This window comes from Rothia mucilaginosa, assembly GCF_001548235.1.
Lineage (GTDB): Bacteria > Actinomycetota > Actinomycetes > Actinomycetales > Micrococcaceae > Rothia > Rothia mucilaginosa_B.
Genome location: NZ_AP014938.1, coordinates 1,544,595 through 1,565,498, shown reverse-complemented (window position 1 = coordinate 1,565,498; position 20,904 = coordinate 1,544,595). Strand labels below are relative to the sequence as shown.

The following is a 20,904-nucleotide window of genomic DNA, read 5'->3' as shown; positions in this document are numbered from 1 at the left end:
CGGGCTCTAGGCGCTCTGCAGGGCCTCTTTCAGAGCATCGAAAGCGTGCTCCCAGCGGGGGCCGAAAGCGCGCACCCGCAGCAGGCGAGGTTCGGGGGTGTCCGCATCCTCGTCACTTTCGTCTTCGTCTTCGTCGTCCCAGCTGAACTCTTCGGCACCCGAGTAGGCGAAGCGCGCATCCGCGCCGGTCAGTCGGGTGAAGTCCAGCTCCAGGCGGGAATCACTCAGGTGCTCAGCCTTATCGCGACCCCACTCGATGACGGTCACAGAGCGCGGCAGGGAGAACTCCAGATCCAGGTCGTCGAGCTCTTCGGCGCTGGAGAGGCGGTAGGCGTCCACATGTACCAGGTCGGGGCCGCCGGGTCGGGGGCCGTCCGGCAGGTTCGGGTGCACGCGCGAGAGCACGAAGGTCGGTGAGATAACACCTTCGCGCACGCCCAGGCCTTCACCCAGGGAGCGGGTGAACGTGGTCTTACCCGCGCCGAGCTCGCCCGAGAGCAATAGTACGTCCCCGGCGTTCAGATGCTGCGCCAGGGTGAGCGCCAGGCGGCGGGTATGGTCGGGGCCGGTCACATCCAGGTCGAGGGCGGCAGAAATGTACTCAGCGCTCATTAGCCCTCCTCCTGACCGGTGCCCCACAGCTCGTTCAGTTCAGCTTCAACCCAGGAGCCGCCAACGTAGAGGCGTTCCACGCGGGGCGAAATGCGGGTCACGATTTCGTAGTTAATGGTCTGCGCGGCATCCGCCCACTCTTCCACGGGCGGGTTCTCACCGGCACCAAAGAGGATGGCGGGGGCACCCAGGTAACCCAGGGCGGGATCGCTCAGGCCGGGTTCGCCCAGGTCAACGACCATCTGGTCCATGGCGATGCGACCGACCACGCGGTAGGTCTTACCCTCCGCATTATTGGGCACGGAGCCGTTCTGTGCGTCCTGCGCGTTCTGTGCGTTCTGCGCGCCCGGGTAGATGCGCACCGGCGCGTTCTCCGCAATGCGCGGCACACCATCAGCGTAGCCGAGCGGCACCAGCGCCAGGGTGGTCGGCTTTTCGGTATGGTAGCGCAGCCCGTAGGAAACACCCTGACCTGCAGGAACTTCCTTCACGGCGGCAATGTAGCTACCCACCGTCATGACGGGCTTGAGACCCAGGTCCTCAGCGGTGACCTCCGGCAGCGGGGAAAGACCGTAGAGCGCCAGGCCGCAACGCACGCCGTCACCGAGCAGACGCTCCTCCGCATCCCAACCCTCCAGCGAGGCGGTCAGGGTCGCCGGAGAGTTCGCCAGATGCACCATCTTCGGGTCCAGACCGGCATCATGAGCCTGAGCCACAAAAGTATCCAGGGTGTCGAGCTGCTGTGCAGTCTCGGAGCGGGTCGGCTCATCGGCAACCGCCAGGTGGCTAAAAATACCCTCAACCGTAATCAGCCCAGACTCCTCCAGGGAGGCGGCGCGAGCCACCAACGCAGGCCAATCCGCAGCGGTGGCACCGTTACGGCCCAGACCGGTATCAGCCTTCAGATGCACGATAGCGCGCTCGCTGGTGCGTTCAGCGGCGGCGGCTACCGCCTCCAGGTCCCAACCGGAAACGCCCAGACGGATTTTCTCCCGCAACGCCGCCTCGAAATCGGTGGAGGGGGTGTGCAGCCACGCCATGAGCGGCGCATCAATACCGTCAGAACGCAGTTCCAGCGCCTCGTTCACGTGTACCAGGCCCAACAGGTCAGCACCGGCGGCAATAGCCGAACGTGCCACCGGGTACGCACCGTGACCGTATGCATCCGCCTTAATCACTGCAATGAGCGCGCGGTCGCCAATCAGTTCCTTGAGGCGGCGCACATTATGTTCTAGCGCATCAAGGTCAATGGTGGCGCTTCGTTCTACCTGGCCGGGTGTACACGGCGGGCAGTAGAGCGGTTCGGCAGGCTGCTGAGGGTGAGTCATGGTCCTTCACGGTCCTTCTGACGGGCGGGTACTACAGGCTGTGCTTGGGCAGCCTCTCTTCTACTAAATTCTAGACCTCCCGGTGCGCGAAAGTCCTATCGCGCTACACTAGGTCAGGTACACCTTTGAGAGAGGAAAGCATCGATGAGCACTCTGCCGCCGGTTCGGACGGTTCACGTGTATTCCATGCACACCGACCCCTTTGCGCAGCCCGGTAGCGGAGATGCAGGCGGCATGAACGTCTATATTGCTCGGTCGGTGCACGCCATGCTGGAGCTGGATCCCGAGCTACGGGTTGAGGTTTTCACGCTGGACCGCGGCGAGGCGCTTCCGACTGATTCGCCGTTCCGTCAGCCTCCTCAGCCCGGCGAGCGCATTGTGCGCCACAGCCTTGATCTTCCGTCCGCTCGTGGTCTTTCGAAGAACGAGTTGGCTACGGTCACCGATGATTTTGCGCAGGCGTGCGTGGAGCAGGCGCTGTACACCCCGGATATTATTCACGCCCACTATTGGCTGTCTGGTCAGGCTGCGGCTCGTGCATCCGACCTGTGGTCGGCTCAGGGCATTGGTTTCCCGGTTCCTGTTCTTTTCACTCCGCATACGACGGCTGCCGCTAAGGATGCGCGCCGCGGCGAAGGTGAGGCGCCCGAACCCGAGGAGCGCTATGCCGCCGAGCGCCTGATGAGTAGCTCCGCGAGCCGGGTGATTGTGAATACTCCCCTGGAGGCGCAGCAGATGGGCGAGTACTACGGTACGGACGCGCAGAAGCTTGCCATTATCCCGCCGGGTGTTGATACGTCAATCTTCCATACGATTCCTGGCGTGCATCCGCTCAATGACACCTCGGAGACTCGTTGCCGCGTTGTGTTTGCCGGTAGGCCTCAGCCGTTGAAGGGCCCGCATCTGCTGGTGGAGGCGCTCGCACTGCTCCCCTCCGACCTGCAGGTGGACGTGGATATTATTGGTCGTTCCGATTCGGATTATGAGCGCCGCCTATTGCAGCGTGCAGCTGAGCTGGGTGTGGCAGATCGGGTGCATTTGAAGGCCCCGGTTCCGGCGTCTGAGCTGGCGAATATTTTCCGTGCCGCCGATATTGTGGCGTCCCCGTCCTCATCTGAGACGTTCGGGTTGGTGGCTCTGGAGGCGCAGGCATGCGGCGCGGCGGTGCTCGCTACGGATGCTGACGGTCTGCGCTATGCGGTGGAGAACCACCGTACGGGTCTGCTGGTGGCGCCTCGTACTCCGCAGCGTTGGGCTGCGGCTATTGAGCGTCTGGTGCGTGCCCCGTATCTGCGTCATTCGTTGGGTGCGAACGCCGCGGCGCGTGCCCGCACAATGGGTTGGGATCAGACGGCGCGCCGAACCCTTGAAGCTTATGCCGAGGTACGTCAGGGTATCTCGCAGTAATGTATTTTCACGTTGTGAGGAGTTTTAATGTCTTTCTCCATGAGCCGCGATGAGTTCGCCGCGTACCTGGATTCGGCGCGTATTACCGGTGAGGTGGCGACCCCCCGCGAGAATAACCTGGACCATATTCAGGGTTTCCTGGATGGTAATGAGCACCTTGAGTTTGGTGTGCAGTGGACCCGTGAGTGGGATTACGATTCGGTGTTTGAGGTGATGGTCCGCCGCGCGGGTCTGAACCCGGACCGTTCGCATACTCACGGTCAGGACACTATTGGTGCCGAGCAGTGCATCAGCGCGTTGGAGGAGTACGCCCGTATCTTTGGCGAGGCGGTGCGTGCCGGTTCTCGTATTCTGTTTGCAACCGGCCACCCGGCGGGTCTGTTCCCCATGTATGCGGTGATGGCTGCGGCGGCGAAGGCTGCCGGTGCTGAGGTTCTTCAGATTGAGGAGGGCGAGCGCTTCCTGGACGGTGACGTCCGCCAGATTATGGATGTCGTGATGTTTGAGCAGTACGGTAATCTGCAGCATACGCATTTCCCTGGCCCGATGCGCATCGCGCTGGATCAGTTGAAGGCGCGCGGTGTGACTCCGGATCTGGTGGTTTCGGATCACGGTATGGCTGGTTATGCTTCTTCGACCTGTAAGTTGCTGACAATTGGCATTGCGGATTGTAATGATCCGGGTCTGTTTGTGGCGGCTGAGCAGGGGGATCTGCCGGTGTGCGTGCCGATGGACGATAACGTTCCGCCGCGTCGTTATGAGCCGATGATTGATTTCATTTTGGATCGTGCGGGGCTTGAGTGTCCTTAATGTCCCCTTCTGCACCCTGTGTTTAGGGTTTGGGGTCTTCGGGGTTTGTCTTTTATCTGTCGGTTATTGTTTTCCTGCAAGTGCGTGAAACATGCTGATGGTTTTGGGGTTTCTTAGCTCCACTAGGCATTCTTCCCGAAGGCCCTTTTTCTTCTTTTTTCTGTGATTGATTTCATCACACTGGAGCGACTTTGCGTCTTCATTCTTCGAGACTGAAGACCCCCCGACCCCGTAGAATAGTTTACGGAACACGTTTATGCGCGCTGTGCGCTCATCTAACGCTCCACTAGGCGTCTTACCAGCGCCTTTACCGTAGTCTCTGCCACTATTCACTCAGCGAGATTATTGGTTCACTCATTCATTCATAACAATGACTAGGACACGATTCCCTATTCACCGATAATTAGGGGTAAATGTGCCTATTCGCCGCTCTCAGTCCACGACACAGGACAAATTTCCGGGGAAGATTACACCGTTGAAAGTACAAGATCGTCTTAAAAAAATGTGGGGTTCAGACTTCGTCGTCAAGCGAAGCTGGCATCCCAAGGTTCAGCGCGCCCTTTATTGTGGCGACCTTCTCGCCATTGTTATTGCGGTCGTCGCTGCGCATCTGATTCGTTTCGGGTGGGAGAATGCTGACCTGCCCTATGTGAACGTTTGGCCTATTAACGCCCTGGATGGCCGTATTCCCGCTATTGATTACATCTTCCTGGGTGCCGGCATGGTCGTCGGCTGGTGGTTTATCCTCCAGGTGAACGGCTCCCGTAGCCTGCGCATCATGGGTTTCGGCAACGAGGAGTACCGCCTCATTACTCGCGGTAGCACCTATTTCTTCTGCTTGCTGATTATTGTGGCGTTCTTCCTTAAGGTCGACGTCACCCGCATGTACCTGCTGATTGCTTACCCGCTGGGTCTGTTCCTTCTGCTCGTTGAGCGTTGGCTGATTCGTCAGGGCTTGGTGCGTTCGCGTACTCGTGGTCGCGCGTTGACTCGCGTCATGATTATTTCTGATGTGACGACCGGTCAGCACCTGTACAAGAACCTGGAGGGTGTGGTTGCTTCCGGCCTGTCCCCCGCTGCGTTCTACCTGCCCGGTTTCACTCCCGGTACTACTGTTGCTGGCGCACCGATTCCGGTGCTTGGTTACAGCACTTCTCCGGCTGACATTATGGAAGCCATCCGCGAGAACGATATTCACATGGTTGCTGTGACGAATGGTCACCACTTGAGCCCGGATCAGGTTCGCCTGCTGGGTTGGAAGCTTGCTGATGCGCATATTTCGTTGATTATGGCTCCCGCGACGACCGATATTGCTGGTCCGCGTATGCACATGCAGCCGCTGAATGGTCTGCCGCTGGTGCACGTGTCGACTCCGCGTATTACCGGTCTGTCGGCGTTCTTCAAGCGCGCTATGGATGTTGTGTCTTCGGGTCTGGGTTTGATTCTGCTGTCTCCGCTGTTCCTGGTGGTGGCGCTGCTGGTCAAGCGTGATGGCGGTCCGGTCTTCTTCCTGCAGAACCGTGTGGGTCTGAACGGTGAAATGTTCAAGATGGTGAAGTTCCGTTCGATGCGTACTGACGCCGAAGAGGTTAAGAAGCGCCTCATGGCGCAGAACGAGGGTAATGGTGTGCTCTTCAAGATGAAGGATGACCCGCGTATTACCCCGGTTGGTAAGTTCATCCGTAAGTACTCGATTGATGAGTTGCCTCAGCTGTGGAACGTGTTCATTGGCGATATGTCGCTGGTGGGTCCGCGTCCTCCGCTGGTTGAGGAAGTTGAGCAGTACGAGGACATTGCGTACCGCCGCCTGCTGGTGAAGCCGGGTATTACCGGTCTGTGGCAGGTTTCGGGCCGTAGTGACCTTTCGTGGGAAGAGTCGGTTCGTCTGGATCTCTACTATGTTGAGAACTGGTCGCTTACCGGTGACCTGATTATTCTTCTGCGTACTGTCCGTGCTGTTTTCGCTAAGGAAGGCGCGTACTAAGAAGAGTTGGGGTTTCTCCCGCTGGTATGTATGCCGTTTTGAAGACGCTGTTCCTTTGAAGACGCTGCTCCGGCACAGGCAGCTTGGCATCATCCATTGATATAAACGCGCAGAAGGGGCGTGAATCCATTTCCGGTGGATTCACGCCCCTTCCTTTGTGCCTTCTGCCTGGTTCTTTGAGAGAGGCTCTAGAATCTCTGGAGGGCGTTAGGCTGGAGGCGGCGTACTGGGCGCCTCTGCCCTATTCGGCGATGAGTCGCGCAATGACTTCGGGGAGCATCTCCGCGACGCGGGTTGCCGGGGCGGGGCCCAGCAGCGCGTCCTTGACGCTTCCGGTGGCGCTGGCGCGTGCGGCTTCGCCGTGCAGGTAGACTGCGAGCGCACCGATAGAGGCAAAGGTGCAGCCTTCCAGGGCTTCTCCGCGGGCTTCGAAGGCGGCTACGGTCTGGGCGAGCAGTGCACCGTAGATGCCGGTGAGGGTGTCTCCGCTGCCTGCGGTGGCGAGCCAGGGGCTTCCTCCGGCGACGCTGTAGGTGGCGCCATTGGGTGCCGCGATGAGCGTGTAACCGCCCTTGAGCATGACGGTGGCGCCGGAGAGTTCGGAGGCGGCACGCACCCAGCGGAAGGGCTCTGCGTCAATGTCCTTGCGGCTGGGTACGATGGCGTCGCCCAGGTGCTTCTTCCAGGTTTCGGGGGCGAGCTCGTGTACGATGCGCAGGAATCGTTCGAGTTCTGCCGCGTGCGGGGTGAGAATCTTGTGGGGTCCGAGGTGCCTACCGGTTGCCATGTATTCTGCCGCCAGGTCGCAGGCACCTGCGTCAAGGATGGCGGGTTCGGGCGAGTGGAGCAGGTAGCGGTTCTTGTCCAGCGAGTCGTAGCTAGAGCCGGAGCCGCCGGCCCACACGGTGACCCTCTGCAGAGCGGGTGCGCCGCTGAAGTAGACGGTTTCGGGGTTGTGGGCGATCATGAGCTGGCGCAACTCGTGGGAGTTAGCACCGAAGCGAACCATGCCAACGCCGGTGTTGAGGGCTGCACGCACACTCATGAGAGCCGCGCCGGGGTATTCGAGGCTGCCGGTGAGCATGCCGAGTACGCCGCGGGTGTACTTGTGGGAGTGCTCGTCGGGGATTTCGATGAGTTCGCGGTAGTCTTCGCGTTCGAGAACGCGCAGGGCGGGCTTGTGGGCGTCGAGGGCTTCGGGCACGCCCAGGTCATAGAGTTTGATGTCTCCGGAGCGGACGCTGTGGCTGGTGCCTGCCGGTAGCTTGTGACCGATGAAGGTGACGGTGCGGTCGGCGCGCAGGGAGGGTTCGTGCACGGTTCCGCGGTTGTTGTCGACTCCGGAGGGGGTGTCGACGGCGAGGACTACGCCGAGCTTACCATCGAGCTGTGCGGCTCGGAGTACGCCCAGGTATTCGCCGGCGTTACCGCGTACGGCGCCACTGGAGCCGGTTCCGAGGATGCCGTCGATGGTCAGGTCGTAGCCGGCAAGCTGTTCGAGGGTGTGTTCGGGGTCGAGTACGCGGGTGCCTTCGCCGCCTTCGCGGGCGATGAGTTCGAGGTTCTTTTCGCTGGGGTCGAAGATGACTGCGTCAACGCGGTGCCCCTTGGCGCTGAGGCGGGCGCCGGCGTAGATGGTGTCTGCACCATTGTTGCCCGGACCGATGAGCAGCAGGATTTTTGCTGTGTCTTTGCCGTGGAGCAGTTCCTGCGCTTCGGCTGCGACGGCGTCTGCGGCGCGTTGCATGAGGTAGCCGTCGTAGTCGGCGGCTTCGATGTAGGGCTTTTCTGCTTCGCGTACCTGGGAAGCAGTGTAGATGAGCTTCATTGCTGTCTCCTTGGGTGGCACCGTGCGGGCCTTATGGTGACCGGTTGTGGTGTTGATGTGGCTCTGCGTTAGTTTTCGTCGTGACGTTAGTTTTCGTCGGGGGTATCGTCGCCGGCGATGACGCTGAGTCGGTAGCTTTCGGGGTTGAACTTTTGCAGGTGCGCCAGTTCTGCGTCGCTGAGGTATTCGGCGGTTGCGATGGCGATAGCCATGGGTTCGTCGTGGGTCAGCGAGAGGTGGATGCGGTTGATGCCGAGTTCTTTGGCTCGGCGGGCGATGGTGCCCTGAATGATGAGGTAGGGCTGGCCGCTTTCGGCAGTAGCGACTTCACAGTCTTGCCAGTTGAGTCCGGCGGGTGCTCCAAGTACTTTTGCGACGGCTTCTTTGGCGGCAAATCGTACGGCTTGGGAGCGTACGTTTCGGGTGCGTTCGTTGGGGGTGAAGACGCGGCGGACGAAGGCGGGTGTTTCGGTGACGATTCGTTCGAATCGTTCAATGTTGACGGTATCTACGCCGATTCCCATGATCATGAGCTACACCTTTTACGTTAGGGGTGGTGACCGCGTCCTGTTTGCGGTTTCTCTTGTTTTAAGTCTAGCGAGATTCGCTTCTTTTAGGTGGGATAGCGTCAAATATGACGCATGGTTGATACCTGTTTCACAGCGTCTATTTTTGTCGGTTAATCCACGAATAACCGCCCGGTTAAACGACAAGGGCGGTGGTTGAGTTCTCTAAGAACTCAACCACCGCCCTTTCGTTATCGCGAGGCGATTTCCGAGGATTACTCTAGAGGATTACCCCAAAGATTTACTCCACGGTCACGGACTTTGCAAGGTTACGCGGCTGGTCAACGTCCAGGCCCTTAGCTTCTGCCAGTGCGCATGCGAAAATCTGCAGGGGCACGGTTGCCAGCAGGGGCTGCAACAGCGAGGGGCATGCCGGGACGGTGATGAGGCGGTCTGCGTAGGGCTTGACGGCCTCGTCGCCTTCCTCGGCGATGACGATGGTGAAGGCGCCGCGAGCGCGCACTTCCTGAATGTTGGAGACGACCTTGCCGTGCAGGGAGTCGCGACCGTTTGCGGAGGGAACCACTACGATGACCGGCTGGCCTTCATCGATCAGTGCGATGGGGCCGTGCTTGAGCTCGCCTGCTGCGAAGCCTTCAGCGTGGATGTAGGTGATTTCCTTGAGCTTGAGTGCGCCTTCCATTGCTACGGGGAAGCCCACGTGGCGGCCGAGGAAGATCACGGAGGAGGCATCCTTCATTTCGACGCCCAGTTCCTTGACCTGGGTGTCGTTGTCGATGACCTTCTGAATCTTTGCGGGCATGTTCTGCAGCTCGGCGAGGATCGAAGCGATTTCGTCCTTGTACTTGTTGCCGCGTAGCTGTGCCAGGTACAGGCCGAGCAGGTATGCTGCGGTGATCTGTGCCAGGAATGCCTTGGTGGATGCCACTGCGATTTCGGGGCCTGCGTGGGTGTACAGCGCAGCGTCGGATTCGCGGGGCAGGGTCGAGCCGTGGGTGTTGCAGATGGAGATAACCTTTGCGCCCTGTTCGCGTGCGTGGCGCACTGCCATCAGGGTGTCCATGGTTTCACCGGACTGCGAGAGTGCCACGATGAGGGTCTTCTCGTTCACGATGGGGTCGCGGTAGCGGAACTCGTGTGCGAGCTCAACCTCGGTGGGGATGCGGCACCAGTGCTCGATGGCGTAGCGCGCCACCTGGCCTGCGTATGCTGCGGTACCACATGCGACGACGATGATCTTGTCGATCGAGCGCAACACCGAATCGTCGATGTTCAGCTCGTCGAGGGTAAGGTTGCCGTTCTCATCCAGGCGGCCCATGAGGGTCTGTTCTACCGCTGCGGGCTGCTCGTGGATTTCCTTCTCCATGAAGGAGTTGTAGCCGCCCTTTTCAGCTGCCGCTGCGTCCCATTCGATGTGGAAGGGCTTGCCCTCTGCGGGGTTGCCTTCGAAGTCGATGATGGAGTAGTCGGTGCCGGTGATGGTCACGATCTGGTCCTGACCCATCTCGACGGCTTCCTTGGTGTAGTCAATGAACGCGGAAACGTCCGAACCGAGGAAGTTCTCGTTCTCGCCCAGGCCGATGACCAGCGGGGAGTTGCGGCGGGTTGCCACAACGCGGTCCGGGTGGTCGGCATGGATAGCCAGGATGGTGAACGCACCTTCCAGGCGGTTGGATGCAACGCGTACTGCCTCGGTGAGGTCACCGGTACCGAGCTTGTTGTAAATGCTTGCGATGGTTGCTGCAGCTACCTCGGTGTCGGTCTGAGATGCGAACTCTACACCTTCGGCGAGCAGTTCGGCACGCAGTTCTGCGAAGTTTTCGATAATACCGTTGTGTACGACGGCGAGGCGGCCGTTGTCGACAACGTGGGGGTGAGCGTTGTTGTCGGTGGGTCCACCGTGGGTTGCCCAACGGGTGTGACCGATACCAATCTGAGAGTCCGGCAGGGGGTGTTCCTTGACCTCGTTTTCGAGGTTCAGGAGCTTGCCTGCCTTCTTACGGAATACGATGCCGTCGGGGCATACGAGTGCCACGCCAGCAGAGTCATAGCCGCGGTATTCCTGGCGGCGCAGACCTTCGAGGACCACATCGTATGCGTTGTGGTCAAACTTGTTACCGTCCGGAGCAGTGTCCAGACCTACATATCCTACGATTCCACACATGCTATAAGTTTATCCCACAAGTATCCGAATATGCGCACGGTGAAATACAGTTATACGTCACGTTTAATGTGGCTTTCCTAGCTTTTTCAGGTTTTACCCTTTTCTTCTCATACATTTATTTCTCGAAACAAACCGTGGGGCGGGTATTTTCCCCGCGGGCTGAAAGTTCGTACACTTAGATAAATGAGCACCGCACCGTATATTTCTGGCGATGACCGCTTCATGCATCTTGACCGTTCCCGTTGGTCGCACCTAGCCGATGAGATTTCTGTTCCCCTCAGTGCTGAGGAAATTGAGTCTCTTCGAGGTCTGGGTGAGACTGTCGACCTTGAAGAGGTGCAGCGTATTTATCTGCCGGTTTCTCGTCTTCTGAATCTGTATGTGACTGCTGCTTCTTCGTTGAACCATATGACGAATGATTTTCTGCATGTGTCTCAGCGCCGCGTGCCGTTCATTATTGGTGTGGCGGGTTCTGTTGCGGTGGGTAAGTCGACGACGGCGCGTATTTTGCAGGCTCTTTTGAGTCGTTGGCCGTCTACTCCTAATGTTCAGCTGGTGACTACGGATGGTTTCTTGTACCCGAACGCGGAGCTTCAGCGTCGCGGCATTATGCACCGTAAGGGTTTCCCGGAGTCCTATGATCGCCGTGCTCTGTTGAATTTTGTGTCGCAGGTGAAGTCCGGTGCCGAGCGTGTGGTCGCACCGAAGTATTCGCACCTGTATTACGACATCATGCCGGATGAGCATATTGAGGTCACCGCACCGGATGTGCTGATTCTTGAGGGTTTGAATGTTTTGGCGCCTTCTCAGGCTGAGGGTCCGGAGACTTCTGATCTGACGCTGAGTGATTTCTTTGATTTCTCTATTTATGTGGATGCCCGCACTGAGGATATTGAGCGCTGGTATGTGAATCGTTTCTTGACTCTGCGTTCTTCGGCTTTTGCGAATCCGGAGTCGTATTTCAAGCGTTATGCGGAGTTGAGCGATGAGCAGGCGGTTGAGGTGGCGACCGGCATTTGGAAGAGTGTGAATGAGCCGAATCTGTTGCAGAATGTTTTGCCGACTCGTGCTCGTGCGCATTTGATTCTGCAGAAGGGTCCCGAGCATACCGTGGAGCAGGTTCTTCTGCGTAAGAATTAGAGGCTTTTAGGTTTTTATTGTTCGTGTGCGGCTTTCAGTCACCCGTGTAGCTCGTTTGTGGTGCATTCTAGTAGAAGGTGCCGGAGGCTCCATTCCCCTTTCGGGGTGGGTTTTAGGTCTCCGGCACTTTTTGTATGCACCTACTTTTGTATGAACCTACACCGTGATGAGGAGTTATTGTGAAGTCTCTGCACCGTACGTCTACCGTTCAGGAGCCTTTTGATAGTTCTGTGGTGAACCGCCGCACTCTCTTGGGTGCCGCTTTGGGTGTTGGTGGCACTGCGCTATTGGCAGCTTGTGGCTCGCAGGGCCGGGGGGCGTCTTCTTCATCTTCTGCAGCGAGCGCTTCTGCTTCTGAGTCTGCGGCGGCTTCGGCGGCTTCGTCTAGTGCCTCTTCCACTGCGGCGGCTTCTTCTACCGCGCCCTCCCCTGTTGTTTCTGCTACCAGCGCCTCTGCAAGTGCTTCGGCTTCTGCGAGCGCCTCTTCTTCCCCGCTGGCTCTTGCTCAGCCCAGTGTTGAGTCTCAGCCGGACTCGTTGCGTTGCCTCGTGAATAAGATGCGCCCCTTTGCGCAGCAGGATTGGGAGCCGAGTGACCTGGTGGAGTTCTACGGTCATCAATTGCGTGCTGAGGCGGCGAAGGCGGCGGATACGATGATTGATGCAGCCGCTACTGATGGCGTGACTCTGCTTGTTTCTAGCGCGTATCGTTCGTATGCGGTGCAGCAGCAGACCTATCAGTATTGGGTTTCGGTGAACGGTCAGCAGGTGGCGGACCAGTTGTCGGCTCGTCCCGGCTATTCGGAGCATCAGACGGGTTTGGCGATTGATTTTGCTTCTCCTGAGGGTTGCCGTTTGGAGGAGTGTTACCGCGATACACTGGCTGGCCAGTGGTTGGCGAAGAATGCTCCGCGTTACGGATATATTTTGCGCTTCCCTGATGGTCGTCAGTCGGTGACCGGTTATCGTTTTGAGCCGTGGCATTACCGCTATGTGGGTGTGCAGATTGCTCAGGAGTATGTGTCTTCGGGTGCGAAGACTTTTGAGGAGTTTATCGGTACGGGTGCGGCACCCGATTATGCAAGTGCGAACTAGGCTCTGAGCTAATCTTTCGGCTTTGCCGGGTGCGCCAATTGGTGATGTGTGTCGTATTTCTAGGTTCCGCACCGGAAATAAATAGGCACAGCAGATGCATATTTTTTCGCGTACACACCCCGTAAATCCGCGGTTTTTCGCAGGTTTCAGAGATTCTTACTCATACTTTATGTGACCTAGACCTTAAGTATTGGACACCATAGAACTGCCGTGAAGAAAAACACATGCTTTACAACGAAAATTTTCTCAAGATACTGCTTTTTGAACACCTAAAAGGCGCTATTCTATATCTCATGCTTAAGGGTTTTAAAGATTTTCTGATCCGCGGTAACGTCATCGACCTCGCAGTTGGTCTGATCATGGGTACCGCCTTCACCGCTGTGGTGACCGCACTTGTCCAGTCCGTCCTGATGCCCGCTATCTCGATGCTGGTTAAGTCCCCCAACTTCGACGAGTTCCTGGTCTTTGACCAGATCAAGGTCGGCGTATTCCTGACTGCCGTCGTTAACTTCATCCTGATTGCAGCTGCTGTGTACTTCGCAGTTGTTGTCCCCACTCAGAAGCTGACTGAAATCGCACTGGCTAAGAAGAAGGCTGAAGACGAGGCTGCTGAAGAAGAGGAAGAGACCGAGATCGCACTCCTCAAGGAGATTCGCGACGCTCTGGCAAAGAAGTAATTTCTCTGCTCTCTACCACTAACTTTCAACCCCCGTATCCCCTGTGGATGCGGGGGTTTTCCGTATCCTCTCCCCCCTGCGCCCACTCAAGATAACGTAGAAGGGCTGGGAAGGTATCTCTACACCTTCCCAGCCCTTTCTCGATCCTCCGTTAGGGAAGAATACGTTTAGAGTGCCAGTTCCTTAGCCACAACGTCAGCCAGCTGCTGAGCAACCTCGTCAGCCTGCTCCTGGGTTGCAGCTTCAACCATCACGCGAACCAGAGGCTCGGTACCGGATGCACGCAACAGCACGCGGCCGCTCTCACCCAGTACGCCCTCAGCCTCGCTCACAGCGGTAGCGAGCGCCTCGTTGGTCTTCACAGCCGCACGGTCAACGCCCTTGACGTTGATCAGGCGCTGCGGGGTGGGCTGCATGCGGGATGCCAGCTCCGAGAGGGTCTGGCCGCTTCGTGCCACCTCTGCAGCCAGCTGGATGCCGGTCAGAACGCCGTCACCGGTGGTTGCGTAGTCGCTCATGATGACGTGGCCGGACTGCTCGCCGCCCAGATTGTAGCCGTGCTCGCGCATGGACTCGAGGACGTAGCGGTCGCCCACAGCGGTGCGGCCGAGGGTGATGCCGTGCTCGCGCAGGTACAGTTCCAGACCCAAGCTACTCATCACGGTCGCGACGAGGGTGTCCTTTGCGAGCTTACCTTCGCGCTTAGCCGCAACAGCCAGGATAGCCATGATCTGGTCGCCGTCTACCAGGTTGCCCTTTTCGTCAACTGCCTGGCAGCGGTCGGAGTCGCCGTCGTGGGCGATACCGAGGTCCGCGCCGTGCTCAACCACAGCTGCCTGCAGCTTCTCCGGGTGGGTGGAGCCCACGCCGTCGTTGATGTTGGTGCCGTTGGGCTCTACAGCCAGTGCAATGACCTCTGCACCCAGTGCCTCGAAGGTTGCCGGGGATGCCGCGTAGGCTGCACCGTTTGCGCAGTCCAGAACAATCTTCATGCCGACAAGGGGCTTGCCTTCGGGAAGGGTGGAGACCAGGTGCTTCACGTAAGCCTTGGTACCGTCCTCCAGGGGCTTGACGGTACCCACAGCACCACCGGTCGGGTAGCGGAAGGACTTCTCGCGGTAGACGCGCTCAATAGCGTCCTCAACGGAGTCTTCCAGCTTCTGGCCGCCGCGAGCCAGGAACTTAATACCGTTGTCCGCTGCGGGGTTGTGCGATGCAGAAATCATCACGCCGAAATCAGCACCGGTGTGCGCCACCAGGTAAGCTGCCGCGGGGGTGGGGACGATACCGGCATCCAGCACGTCAACACCTGCGCTAGCGAAGCCAGCCTTCATAGCAGAGACAATGAAGTCTGCAGAGGAGCGGGAGTCATTTGCGATCACGGCACGGGGGCGTACACCCTCTTCTACCGTGTCAAAGCCCAGAACAATAGAAGCCGCCTGCGCGAGCTCCATAGCCAGGGCGGGAGTAATTACATCGTTTGCCAGACCGCGTACGCCGTCGGTTCCAAAAAGTCGTTCAGTCACCCTTTTATTTTACGTTGTGCGTAACTCTGCTTAGGCGCATACACCGTAAATTCTTCAGAATCAGAAAGTGATTTTCAGCGGCTACACATCTGCTTCATAACTAAGGTTCGTGTAAATGCGCTAAGGTGCCTGCTCTCCGTTCCCGGGTTGGGAAAAGAGAGACAGGCACCTTCATAGCGCAAGCTGTTTGGCAGCCATATCGCCGCAGGGTTGAGTTTTTACTCTCCCCTATCTATCGACGCTTACTTGACAACCGGGAAGCCGTCGGGAGAGTCACCGGACTCGTCCTCGAAGACGTCGGATGCGGAGCGGACGATCAGCGAGTCGAGCTCGCCCACGACTGCCTCATCCTTGGCGGGGTAGTCGAACTGGGTGAGCACGTAACGCATTGCTTCCAGGCGTGCGCGCTTCTTGTCGTTGGACTTGATAACGGTCCAGGGAGCGTCACCGGTGTGGGTGTAGAAGAACATTGCTTCCTTCGCCGCGGTGTAGTCGTCCCACTTGTCCAGGGAGGCCAGGTCGGTGGGGGAAAGCTTCCACTGACGAACCGGGTCGGTACGGCGGGAGGTGAAGCGTGCGAGCTGCTCTTCGCGGGTGACGGAGAACCAGAACTTGATGATGTGGATACCGGAGTTCACCAGCATGCGCTCCAGGTCCGGAACTTCACGCATGAACTCGAAGTACTGTGCCTGGGTGCAGTAACCCATAACGCGCTCAACACCGGCACGGTTGTACCAGGAGCGGTCCATCAGAACGATTTCGCCGCCGGAGGGCAGGTGCTTGATGTAACGCTGGAAGTACCACTGGGTCTGCTCGATATCGGTCGGCTTCTCCAATGCGACAACGCGAGCGCCACGGGGGTTCAGGTGCTCGGTGAAGCGCTTAATGGAGCCACCCTTACCCGCTGCGTCACGGCCTTCGAAGATGATGAGGATCTTCTGACCGGTGGACTTAGCCCAGAGCTGCAGCTTCAGCAGCTCAATCTGCAGGGCACGCTTTTCCTTCTCGTATGCCTTACGGCTGAGCTTGGTGTCGTAGGGGTAACCCTTCTTCCATGCCTGCGAGGTTTCGTCGTCCTTCTTGTCCTTGCCGAGGGCGCGGGTGAGGGAAGCCATTTCGTCCAGCTCTGCCGAGTAGTCTTCGACAACGGAGGTGCGGCGTGCCTGGGGCTTCAGGGCTTCCTTGATGGCTTGTTTCTTCTCAGAACCGGTGTGTGCATGTGCGCCTTCAGCGGCGTGGTGGTGGGATTCAGTCTGAGGAGCCTCCACAGCCTTCTCTTCGGGCTGGGTGGAGGGATTCTGCTCTGCCATGAGTACTCTTTTCTTCCTGTCTGCTTTGACCCTTTAACTCTACCGGTGTGCTCTTCGATGAACAAACGTAACAGTTATATGCACCCTATAACCTTGTAACGCTCACGGTGAGTAGATACGCAAAACGCCCCGCTCTCCTAGGGAGAGACGGGGCGTAACGCTTCGAGAAAACCAGCGATTAACGCTTGGAGAACTGCGAAGCCTTGCGTGCCTTCTTAAGACCAGCCTTCTTACGCTCGATGACGCGTGCGTCACGGGTCAGGTAGCCAGCCTTCTTCAGTGCGGGGCGGTTGTTCTCGCGGTCGATCTCGTTCAGTGCACGAGCGATACCCAGGCGCAGAGCACCTGCCTGACCGGAGGGGCCACCACCGTTGATGCGTGCGATGACGTCGTATGCACCCTCGAGCTCCAGGAGCTTGAAGGGCTGGTTGACGTCCTGCTGGTGCAGCTTGTTGGGGAAGTAGTCTTCCAGGGTACGACCGTTGATGGTCCAGTTACCGGAACCGGGCACAACGCGAACGCGTGCGACTGCTTCCTTGCGGCGACCAACTGCTGCGCCTGCAACGGTCAGTGCCGGACGTGCTGCCTTAGCCGCTGCGGGGGCAGCGGACTCCGAGGTGTAGCTGGTCAGCTCTTCCTCGACTACGATCTGCTCTTCGTTCTGAGCCACGATTTCTCCTATTGTTTCTTCGTAGGCCCGAATTACTGGGCGACCTGGTTGAATTCGTAGGTCTTGGGCTGCTGTGCCGCGTGCGGGTGCTCGGGGCCAGCGTAGACCTTCAGCTTCTTGAGCTGCTGTGCAGCGAGCTTGTTCTTGGGCAGCATGCCCTTGACAGCCTTCTCAACCGCGCGAACGGGGTTGGTCTCAAGCAGCTCTGCGTAGTTCACGGACTTCAGACCGCCGGGGTAACCCGAGTGGCGGTATGCACGCTTCTGCTCGAGCTTTGCACCGGTCAGGGCGACCTTCTCAGCGTTCACGATGATAACGAAGTCACCGGTGTCAACGTGGGGAGCAAAAGTCGGCTTGTGCTTACCGCGCAGCAGGATAGCGGTCTGGCTTGCGAGGCGGCCGAGAACAACGTCGGTGGCGTCAATGACGTGCCACTGGCGCTCGACTTCGCCGGGCTTGGGAGTATAAGTGCGCAAAATATTGGCCTTTGTCTCGAAATGTACATACGGCGCTTAGTTGGGTATCGCGCCTTTTACTTACGTGCATGACGAACACCCGGGTGAGGACCGAGCTGCCGCCCGTTCTGCCCGTACTCTATATCGCCTTAACGTCCTGCAACTAGACAGCGATTTAGAGCGCGCTCGGGTAGAACACGCACAACATATCAAGACTATACAGGACGTCGAGTGCTTAATCCACCGCCAAAGCCTTAAAAATAGGGCTTTTTTGCCTTAAACACATTTTAAATTCCATCCGTGTAATTCACCTGAGGTAGTTGCACTCCCCCGCGACGCTTCACGGCGCATGAGCAACGTGACGGGGCTCAATATACACAGGGCGTTAAGCGCTCTGTGCTTCGTGGTCCTCGCGCTTTGCTCGAGCACGTTCCGCCTGCGCTCCATACAACTCCGGGGCAGGGTAGTAAATCTCAGCTAGTGCCAGAGCATGCGGAGGCGCCAGAGTCAGCGAAGCCTCGCGTCCCGGGTTCTCGATCCGCTCACGCAACCAGGCGGCGTCACGTTTACCCGTGCCGTAGAGCACCAACGCACCCACAAGTGAACGCACCATGTGATGACAGAAGGCATCAGCCACCACACGCACCTCAATAAGGCCACTTTCAGTACGAGTGAAGCTAAGTTCTCGCAGCTCACGAATCGTGGTCGCGCCTTCACGCGGCTTGCAGAAGGAGAGAAAATCACGCAGACCGAGTAGCTGCTGCGCTGACTGGTTAAGATCAGCACAATCCAGGTGCTCAGGTACCGCCCAGGTGTAGGTACGGTGCAGAGGATTAAGACCGTTCGCCGCGCCATCTGCAATGCGATATACGTAGCGGCGACCGGTAGCCGAGAAACGCGCATCAAATTCAAAAGAAACTTCGCTCACGCGGTGAATCTGAATAGCACCCTGCAGAATACCGCGAACGTTCTTCGGCAAGTTCAACTGCTCTTCCGCATCGTAAAGACAACGCTGAAGAGCGCCGGTGAGGCGGCGCCCCAGGGCAGCCGTCGGGTCGTCCTCCCCCGTTCGACCTTGCAGGCGAGTCCAATCCTCATCGTTCAAATCGCAATGCAGGGTCTGGGCTTCCGCATGCACACCGGCATCGGTTCGGCCCGCGACCACCACGCGGTGAGGCGCCCGCAAAATCAGTTCAAGGGCGTTCTCAATGACCCCCTGCACGGTAACTAGGTTCGGTTGGGCAGCCCACCCGCTAAAAAGAGAACCGTCGTAGGCACAATCAATACGCACGCGGTGCGTAGCAGTGAAGGGCTGCGCTTCACGGTTCTCTAAAGCAGTAGCGTTATGCATTGGTGTACCTTTCAGCGGTAAAGGACGGTTGAAGAATACGGGCCGGCTCTTGTATAGCGAATGCGCAAAGAACCGTCTCCTCGTTAAGTATGCAGATACACCAATCCGCCGCCCACAACAGTGGACGGCGGATTGACATATTTTAGGCTTAGCCTAAATCAGCTGGGATCCGTATTACTCGGAAACCTTCTGTGCTGCTGCGCCACCTGCGGGGGCGTAACCTGCAGCCTCTGCCGACTCAGCGGAGTCGAACCAGATTTCAGCCTTGGTGCTGGAGTACCAGCGGGAACCGGGCACGTGGTACTTCATGGAATCGGCGTTACCCTTAACCTCGAAGCCCTCGGGAGCCTCGCCGGACTCCAGGGGTGCGTGAGAACCTGCGGGCAGGCCCTCAGCTGCTTCAGCCTTGGGAGCCTTGGGAGCCTCAGCTGCCTTCTCAGCAACCTTGGTTGCCTCAGCAACTGCACCCTTGGTTGCAACGGGCTCCATGACGAGCTCGATGACTGCCATGGGAGCGTTGTCACCCTTACGGTTACCGATCTTGATGATGCGGGTGTAACCACCGGGGCGCTCTGCCATTGCCGGAGCAATAACGGTGAAGAGCTCGTGCACGACGGACTTGTCGGTGATGGAACGCAGCACGCGACGGCGAGCAGCCAGGTCGCCCTTCTTACCGAAGGTGATGAAGCGCTCTGCCACCGGACGCAGGCGCTTTGCCTTGGTCAGGGTGGTGGTGATGCGCTTGTGCTGGAACAGCTGCGCCGACAGGTTGTTGAGCATGTGGCGCTCGTGGGTCGGGGAACCGCCGAGGCGGGGACCCTTAGTGGGAGTAGGCATAGTTAAATCTCCATAGTTGCGTTCCCTAACGCCCCAGCAGCGGAGCCTCTTAGGGAATCAAGTTTGACTGATCCCGGTGGAACCGGGTGAACTATTCGGTCGAAATTATTCGCCGGAACCGTCTTCGTCATCAAGCGGGCGTGCAGCAGGCTCGAAACCGGGAGGGGAGTCCTTCAGGGCCAGGCCGAGCTCGATGAGCTTTGCCTTGACCTCGTCAATGGACTTAGCACCGAAGTTACGGATGTCCATCAGGTCAGCTTCACTGCGGGTCACGAGCTCACCCACGGTGTGGATACCCTCGCGCTTGAGGCAGTTGTAGGAGCGGACGGACATGTTCAGGTCCTCGATCGGCAGTGCCAGATCAGCGGCCATGGACTCGTCGGCGGGCGACGGGCCAACTTCAATACCCTCAGCTGCAATGTTCAGCTCACGTGCCAGGCCGAAGAGCTCGACCAGGGTGCTGCCTGCAGAAGCAACGGCGTCACGCGGTGCGATGGCTTCCTTGGTTTCGACGTCCAGGGTCAGGCTGTCGAAGTCGGTGCGCTGCTCAACACGGGTCGCGTTCACGCTGAAGGTAACCTTCAGAACCGGGGAGTAGATGGAGTCAACCGGGATACGGCCAATCTCGCCATCGCCGACCTTGTTCTGAGCTGCAGTCACGTAGCCGCGACCGCGCTCGATAACCAGCTCAGCGTTGAAGTTTGCCGAGGCGTTCAGGGTTGCCAGGTGCAGTTCCGGGTTGTGGATCTCCACGCCAGCGGGAACCTCGATGTCGCCTGCGGTCAGTTCACCTTCGCCCTGCTTGCGCAGGTAGGCCACGACGGGCTCGTCGTTCTCAGAAGAGATGGAGAGCTTCTTGATGTTCAAGATGATCTCAGTGACGTCCTCGGTCACGCCGGGAACGGTGCTGAACTCGTGCAGCACACCATCAATGCGGACGCTAGTAACAGCGGCGCCGGGGATGGAGGACAGCAGAGTACGGCGGAGGGAGTTACCCATGGTGTAGCCGAAACCGGGCTCCAGAGGCTCGATGGTGAAGCGCGAGCGGTTGGGCGCTACGACCTCTTCAGTCAGAGTGGGGCGCTGTGCAATAAGCACTTTGTTTCCTTTCGGTGAGCTCCGCTATATGAGCCCACAGGTTGGGGAAAACATATCTTAGGAAGCAGACGGGTGTCTGTACTCTC

The 20,904-nt window shown here is 58.5% G+C and carries 18 protein-coding genes; 6 read left to right on the top strand and 12 right to left on the bottom strand.

The genetic code is table 11. The annotated features are described in order from the left end of the window. Positions 1–6 precede the first annotated feature (6 nt). A complete protein-coding gene (gene tsaE / locus RM6536_RS06170) occupies positions 7–612 on the bottom strand; it encodes a tRNA (adenosine(37)-N6)-threonylcarbamoyltransferase complex ATPase subunit type 1 TsaE (RefSeq protein ID WP_060824446.1) in 606 nt (201 codons plus the stop codon). Next, positions 612–1,940, bottom strand: coding sequence for an alanine racemase (alr, locus tag RM6536_RS06165; RefSeq protein WP_060824445.1), 1,329 nt, complete (start codon positions 1,938–1,940; stop codon positions 612–614). The genes tsaE and alr overlap by 1 nt, the downstream gene beginning before the upstream one ends. A gap of 144 nt (positions 1,941–2,084) precedes the next feature. Between alr and RM6536_RS06160 the strand changes: the two genes are divergently transcribed. From RM6536_RS06160 to RM6536_RS06150, 3 genes are all read left to right on the top strand, one after another. Then, positions 2,085–3,347, top strand: coding sequence for a glycosyltransferase (locus RM6536_RS06160; RefSeq protein ID WP_060824444.1), 1,263 nt, complete (start codon positions 2,085–2,087; stop codon positions 3,345–3,347). 27 nt (positions 3,348–3,374) lie between these two features. Continuing rightward, entirely contained in the window at positions 3,375–4,157 is a 783-nt protein-coding gene (locus tag RM6536_RS06155; RefSeq protein WP_060824443.1) for a phosphatase, read from the top strand. Between the two features lie 502 nt (positions 4,158–4,659). Further along, positions 4,660–6,141 carry a sugar transferase gene (locus RM6536_RS06150; RefSeq protein WP_060824442.1) on the top strand — a complete coding sequence of 494 codons (1,482 nt, stop codon included), beginning with the start codon at positions 4,660–4,662 and terminating at the stop codon, positions 6,139–6,141. A 241-nt stretch (positions 6,142–6,382) separates the two neighbouring features. Here the strand turns inward: RM6536_RS06150 and RM6536_RS06145 are convergent, their stop codons facing one another. From RM6536_RS06145 to glmS, 3 genes are all read right to left on the bottom strand, one after another. After that, positions 6,383–7,969, bottom strand: coding sequence for a bifunctional ADP-dependent NAD(P)H-hydrate dehydratase/NAD(P)H-hydrate epimerase (locus RM6536_RS06145; protein WP_060824441.1), 1,587 nt, complete (start codon positions 7,967–7,969; stop codon positions 6,383–6,385). Between the two features lie 86 nt (positions 7,970–8,055). After that, complete coding sequence (locus tag RM6536_RS06140; RefSeq protein WP_060824440.1) at positions 8,056–8,499, bottom strand: holo-ACP synthase; 444 nt, start codon at positions 8,497–8,499, stop codon at positions 8,056–8,058. Between the two features lie 277 nt (positions 8,500–8,776). After that, a complete protein-coding gene (gene glmS, locus RM6536_RS06135) occupies positions 8,777–10,660 on the bottom strand; it encodes a glutamine--fructose-6-phosphate transaminase (isomerizing) (protein ID WP_049338090.1) in 1,884 nt (627 codons plus the stop codon). Between the two features lie 183 nt (positions 10,661–10,843). Here glmS and coaA point away from each other — a divergent pair, with 183 nt between their 5' ends. The 3 genes from coaA to mscL all read left to right on the top strand — a co-directional run bounded on the left by coaA (position 10,844) and on the right by mscL (position 13,571). Then, on the top strand, positions 10,844–11,800 hold the full coding sequence (gene coaA, locus RM6536_RS06130) for a type I pantothenate kinase (protein ID WP_060824439.1): 957 nt from the start codon (positions 10,844–10,846) through the stop codon (positions 11,798–11,800). A 179-nt stretch (positions 11,801–11,979) separates the two neighbouring features. After that, a complete protein-coding gene (locus RM6536_RS06125) occupies positions 11,980–12,894 on the top strand; it encodes a M15 family metallopeptidase (RefSeq protein ID WP_060824438.1) in 915 nt (304 codons plus the stop codon). Positions 12,895–13,187: 293 nt separating this feature from the next. After that, a complete protein-coding gene (mscL, locus tag RM6536_RS06120) occupies positions 13,188–13,571 on the top strand; it encodes a large conductance mechanosensitive channel protein MscL (protein WP_060824895.1) in 384 nt (127 codons plus the stop codon). 167 nt (positions 13,572–13,738) lie between these two features. Here the strand turns inward: mscL and glmM are convergent, their stop codons facing one another. The 7 genes from glmM to RM6536_RS06085 all read right to left on the bottom strand — a co-directional run bounded on the left by glmM (position 13,739) and on the right by RM6536_RS06085 (position 20,818). Beyond that, a complete protein-coding gene (gene glmM / locus RM6536_RS06115; RefSeq protein WP_060824437.1) occupies positions 13,739–15,097 on the bottom strand; it encodes a phosphoglucosamine mutase in 1,359 nt (452 codons plus the stop codon). 242 nt (positions 15,098–15,339) lie between these two features. Next, the gene (ppk2, locus tag RM6536_RS06110; RefSeq protein ID WP_060824436.1) at positions 15,340–16,407 is read right to left on the bottom strand and encodes a polyphosphate kinase 2; all 1,068 of its coding nucleotides are present in this window, start codon (positions 16,405–16,407) and stop codon (positions 15,340–15,342) included. Positions 16,408–16,585: 178 nt separating this feature from the next. After that, positions 16,586–17,077, bottom strand: coding sequence for a 30S ribosomal protein S9 (rpsI, locus tag RM6536_RS06105; protein WP_060824435.1), 492 nt, complete (start codon positions 17,075–17,077; stop codon positions 16,586–16,588). Between the two features lie 32 nt (positions 17,078–17,109). Next, entirely contained in the window at positions 17,110–17,553 is a 444-nt protein-coding gene (gene rplM / locus RM6536_RS06100; RefSeq protein ID WP_005505035.1) for a 50S ribosomal protein L13, read from the bottom strand. Positions 17,554–17,917: 364 nt separating this feature from the next. Next, a complete protein-coding gene (truA, locus tag RM6536_RS06095; RefSeq protein WP_060824434.1) occupies positions 17,918–18,883 on the bottom strand; it encodes a tRNA pseudouridine(38-40) synthase TruA in 966 nt (321 codons plus the stop codon). A gap of 174 nt (positions 18,884–19,057) precedes the next feature. Beyond that, positions 19,058–19,720: a 50S ribosomal protein L17 gene (rplQ, locus tag RM6536_RS06090; protein ID WP_060824433.1), complete on the bottom strand. Its 663-nt coding sequence runs from the start codon at positions 19,718–19,720 to the stop codon at positions 19,058–19,060. A 105-nt stretch (positions 19,721–19,825) separates the two neighbouring features. Continuing rightward, positions 19,826–20,818 (bottom strand): DNA-directed RNA polymerase subunit alpha, encoded by a 993-nt coding sequence (locus RM6536_RS06085; RefSeq protein WP_005505031.1) that lies wholly within the window; start codon positions 20,816–20,818, stop codon positions 19,826–19,828. Positions 20,819–20,904: the final 86 nt, after the last annotated feature.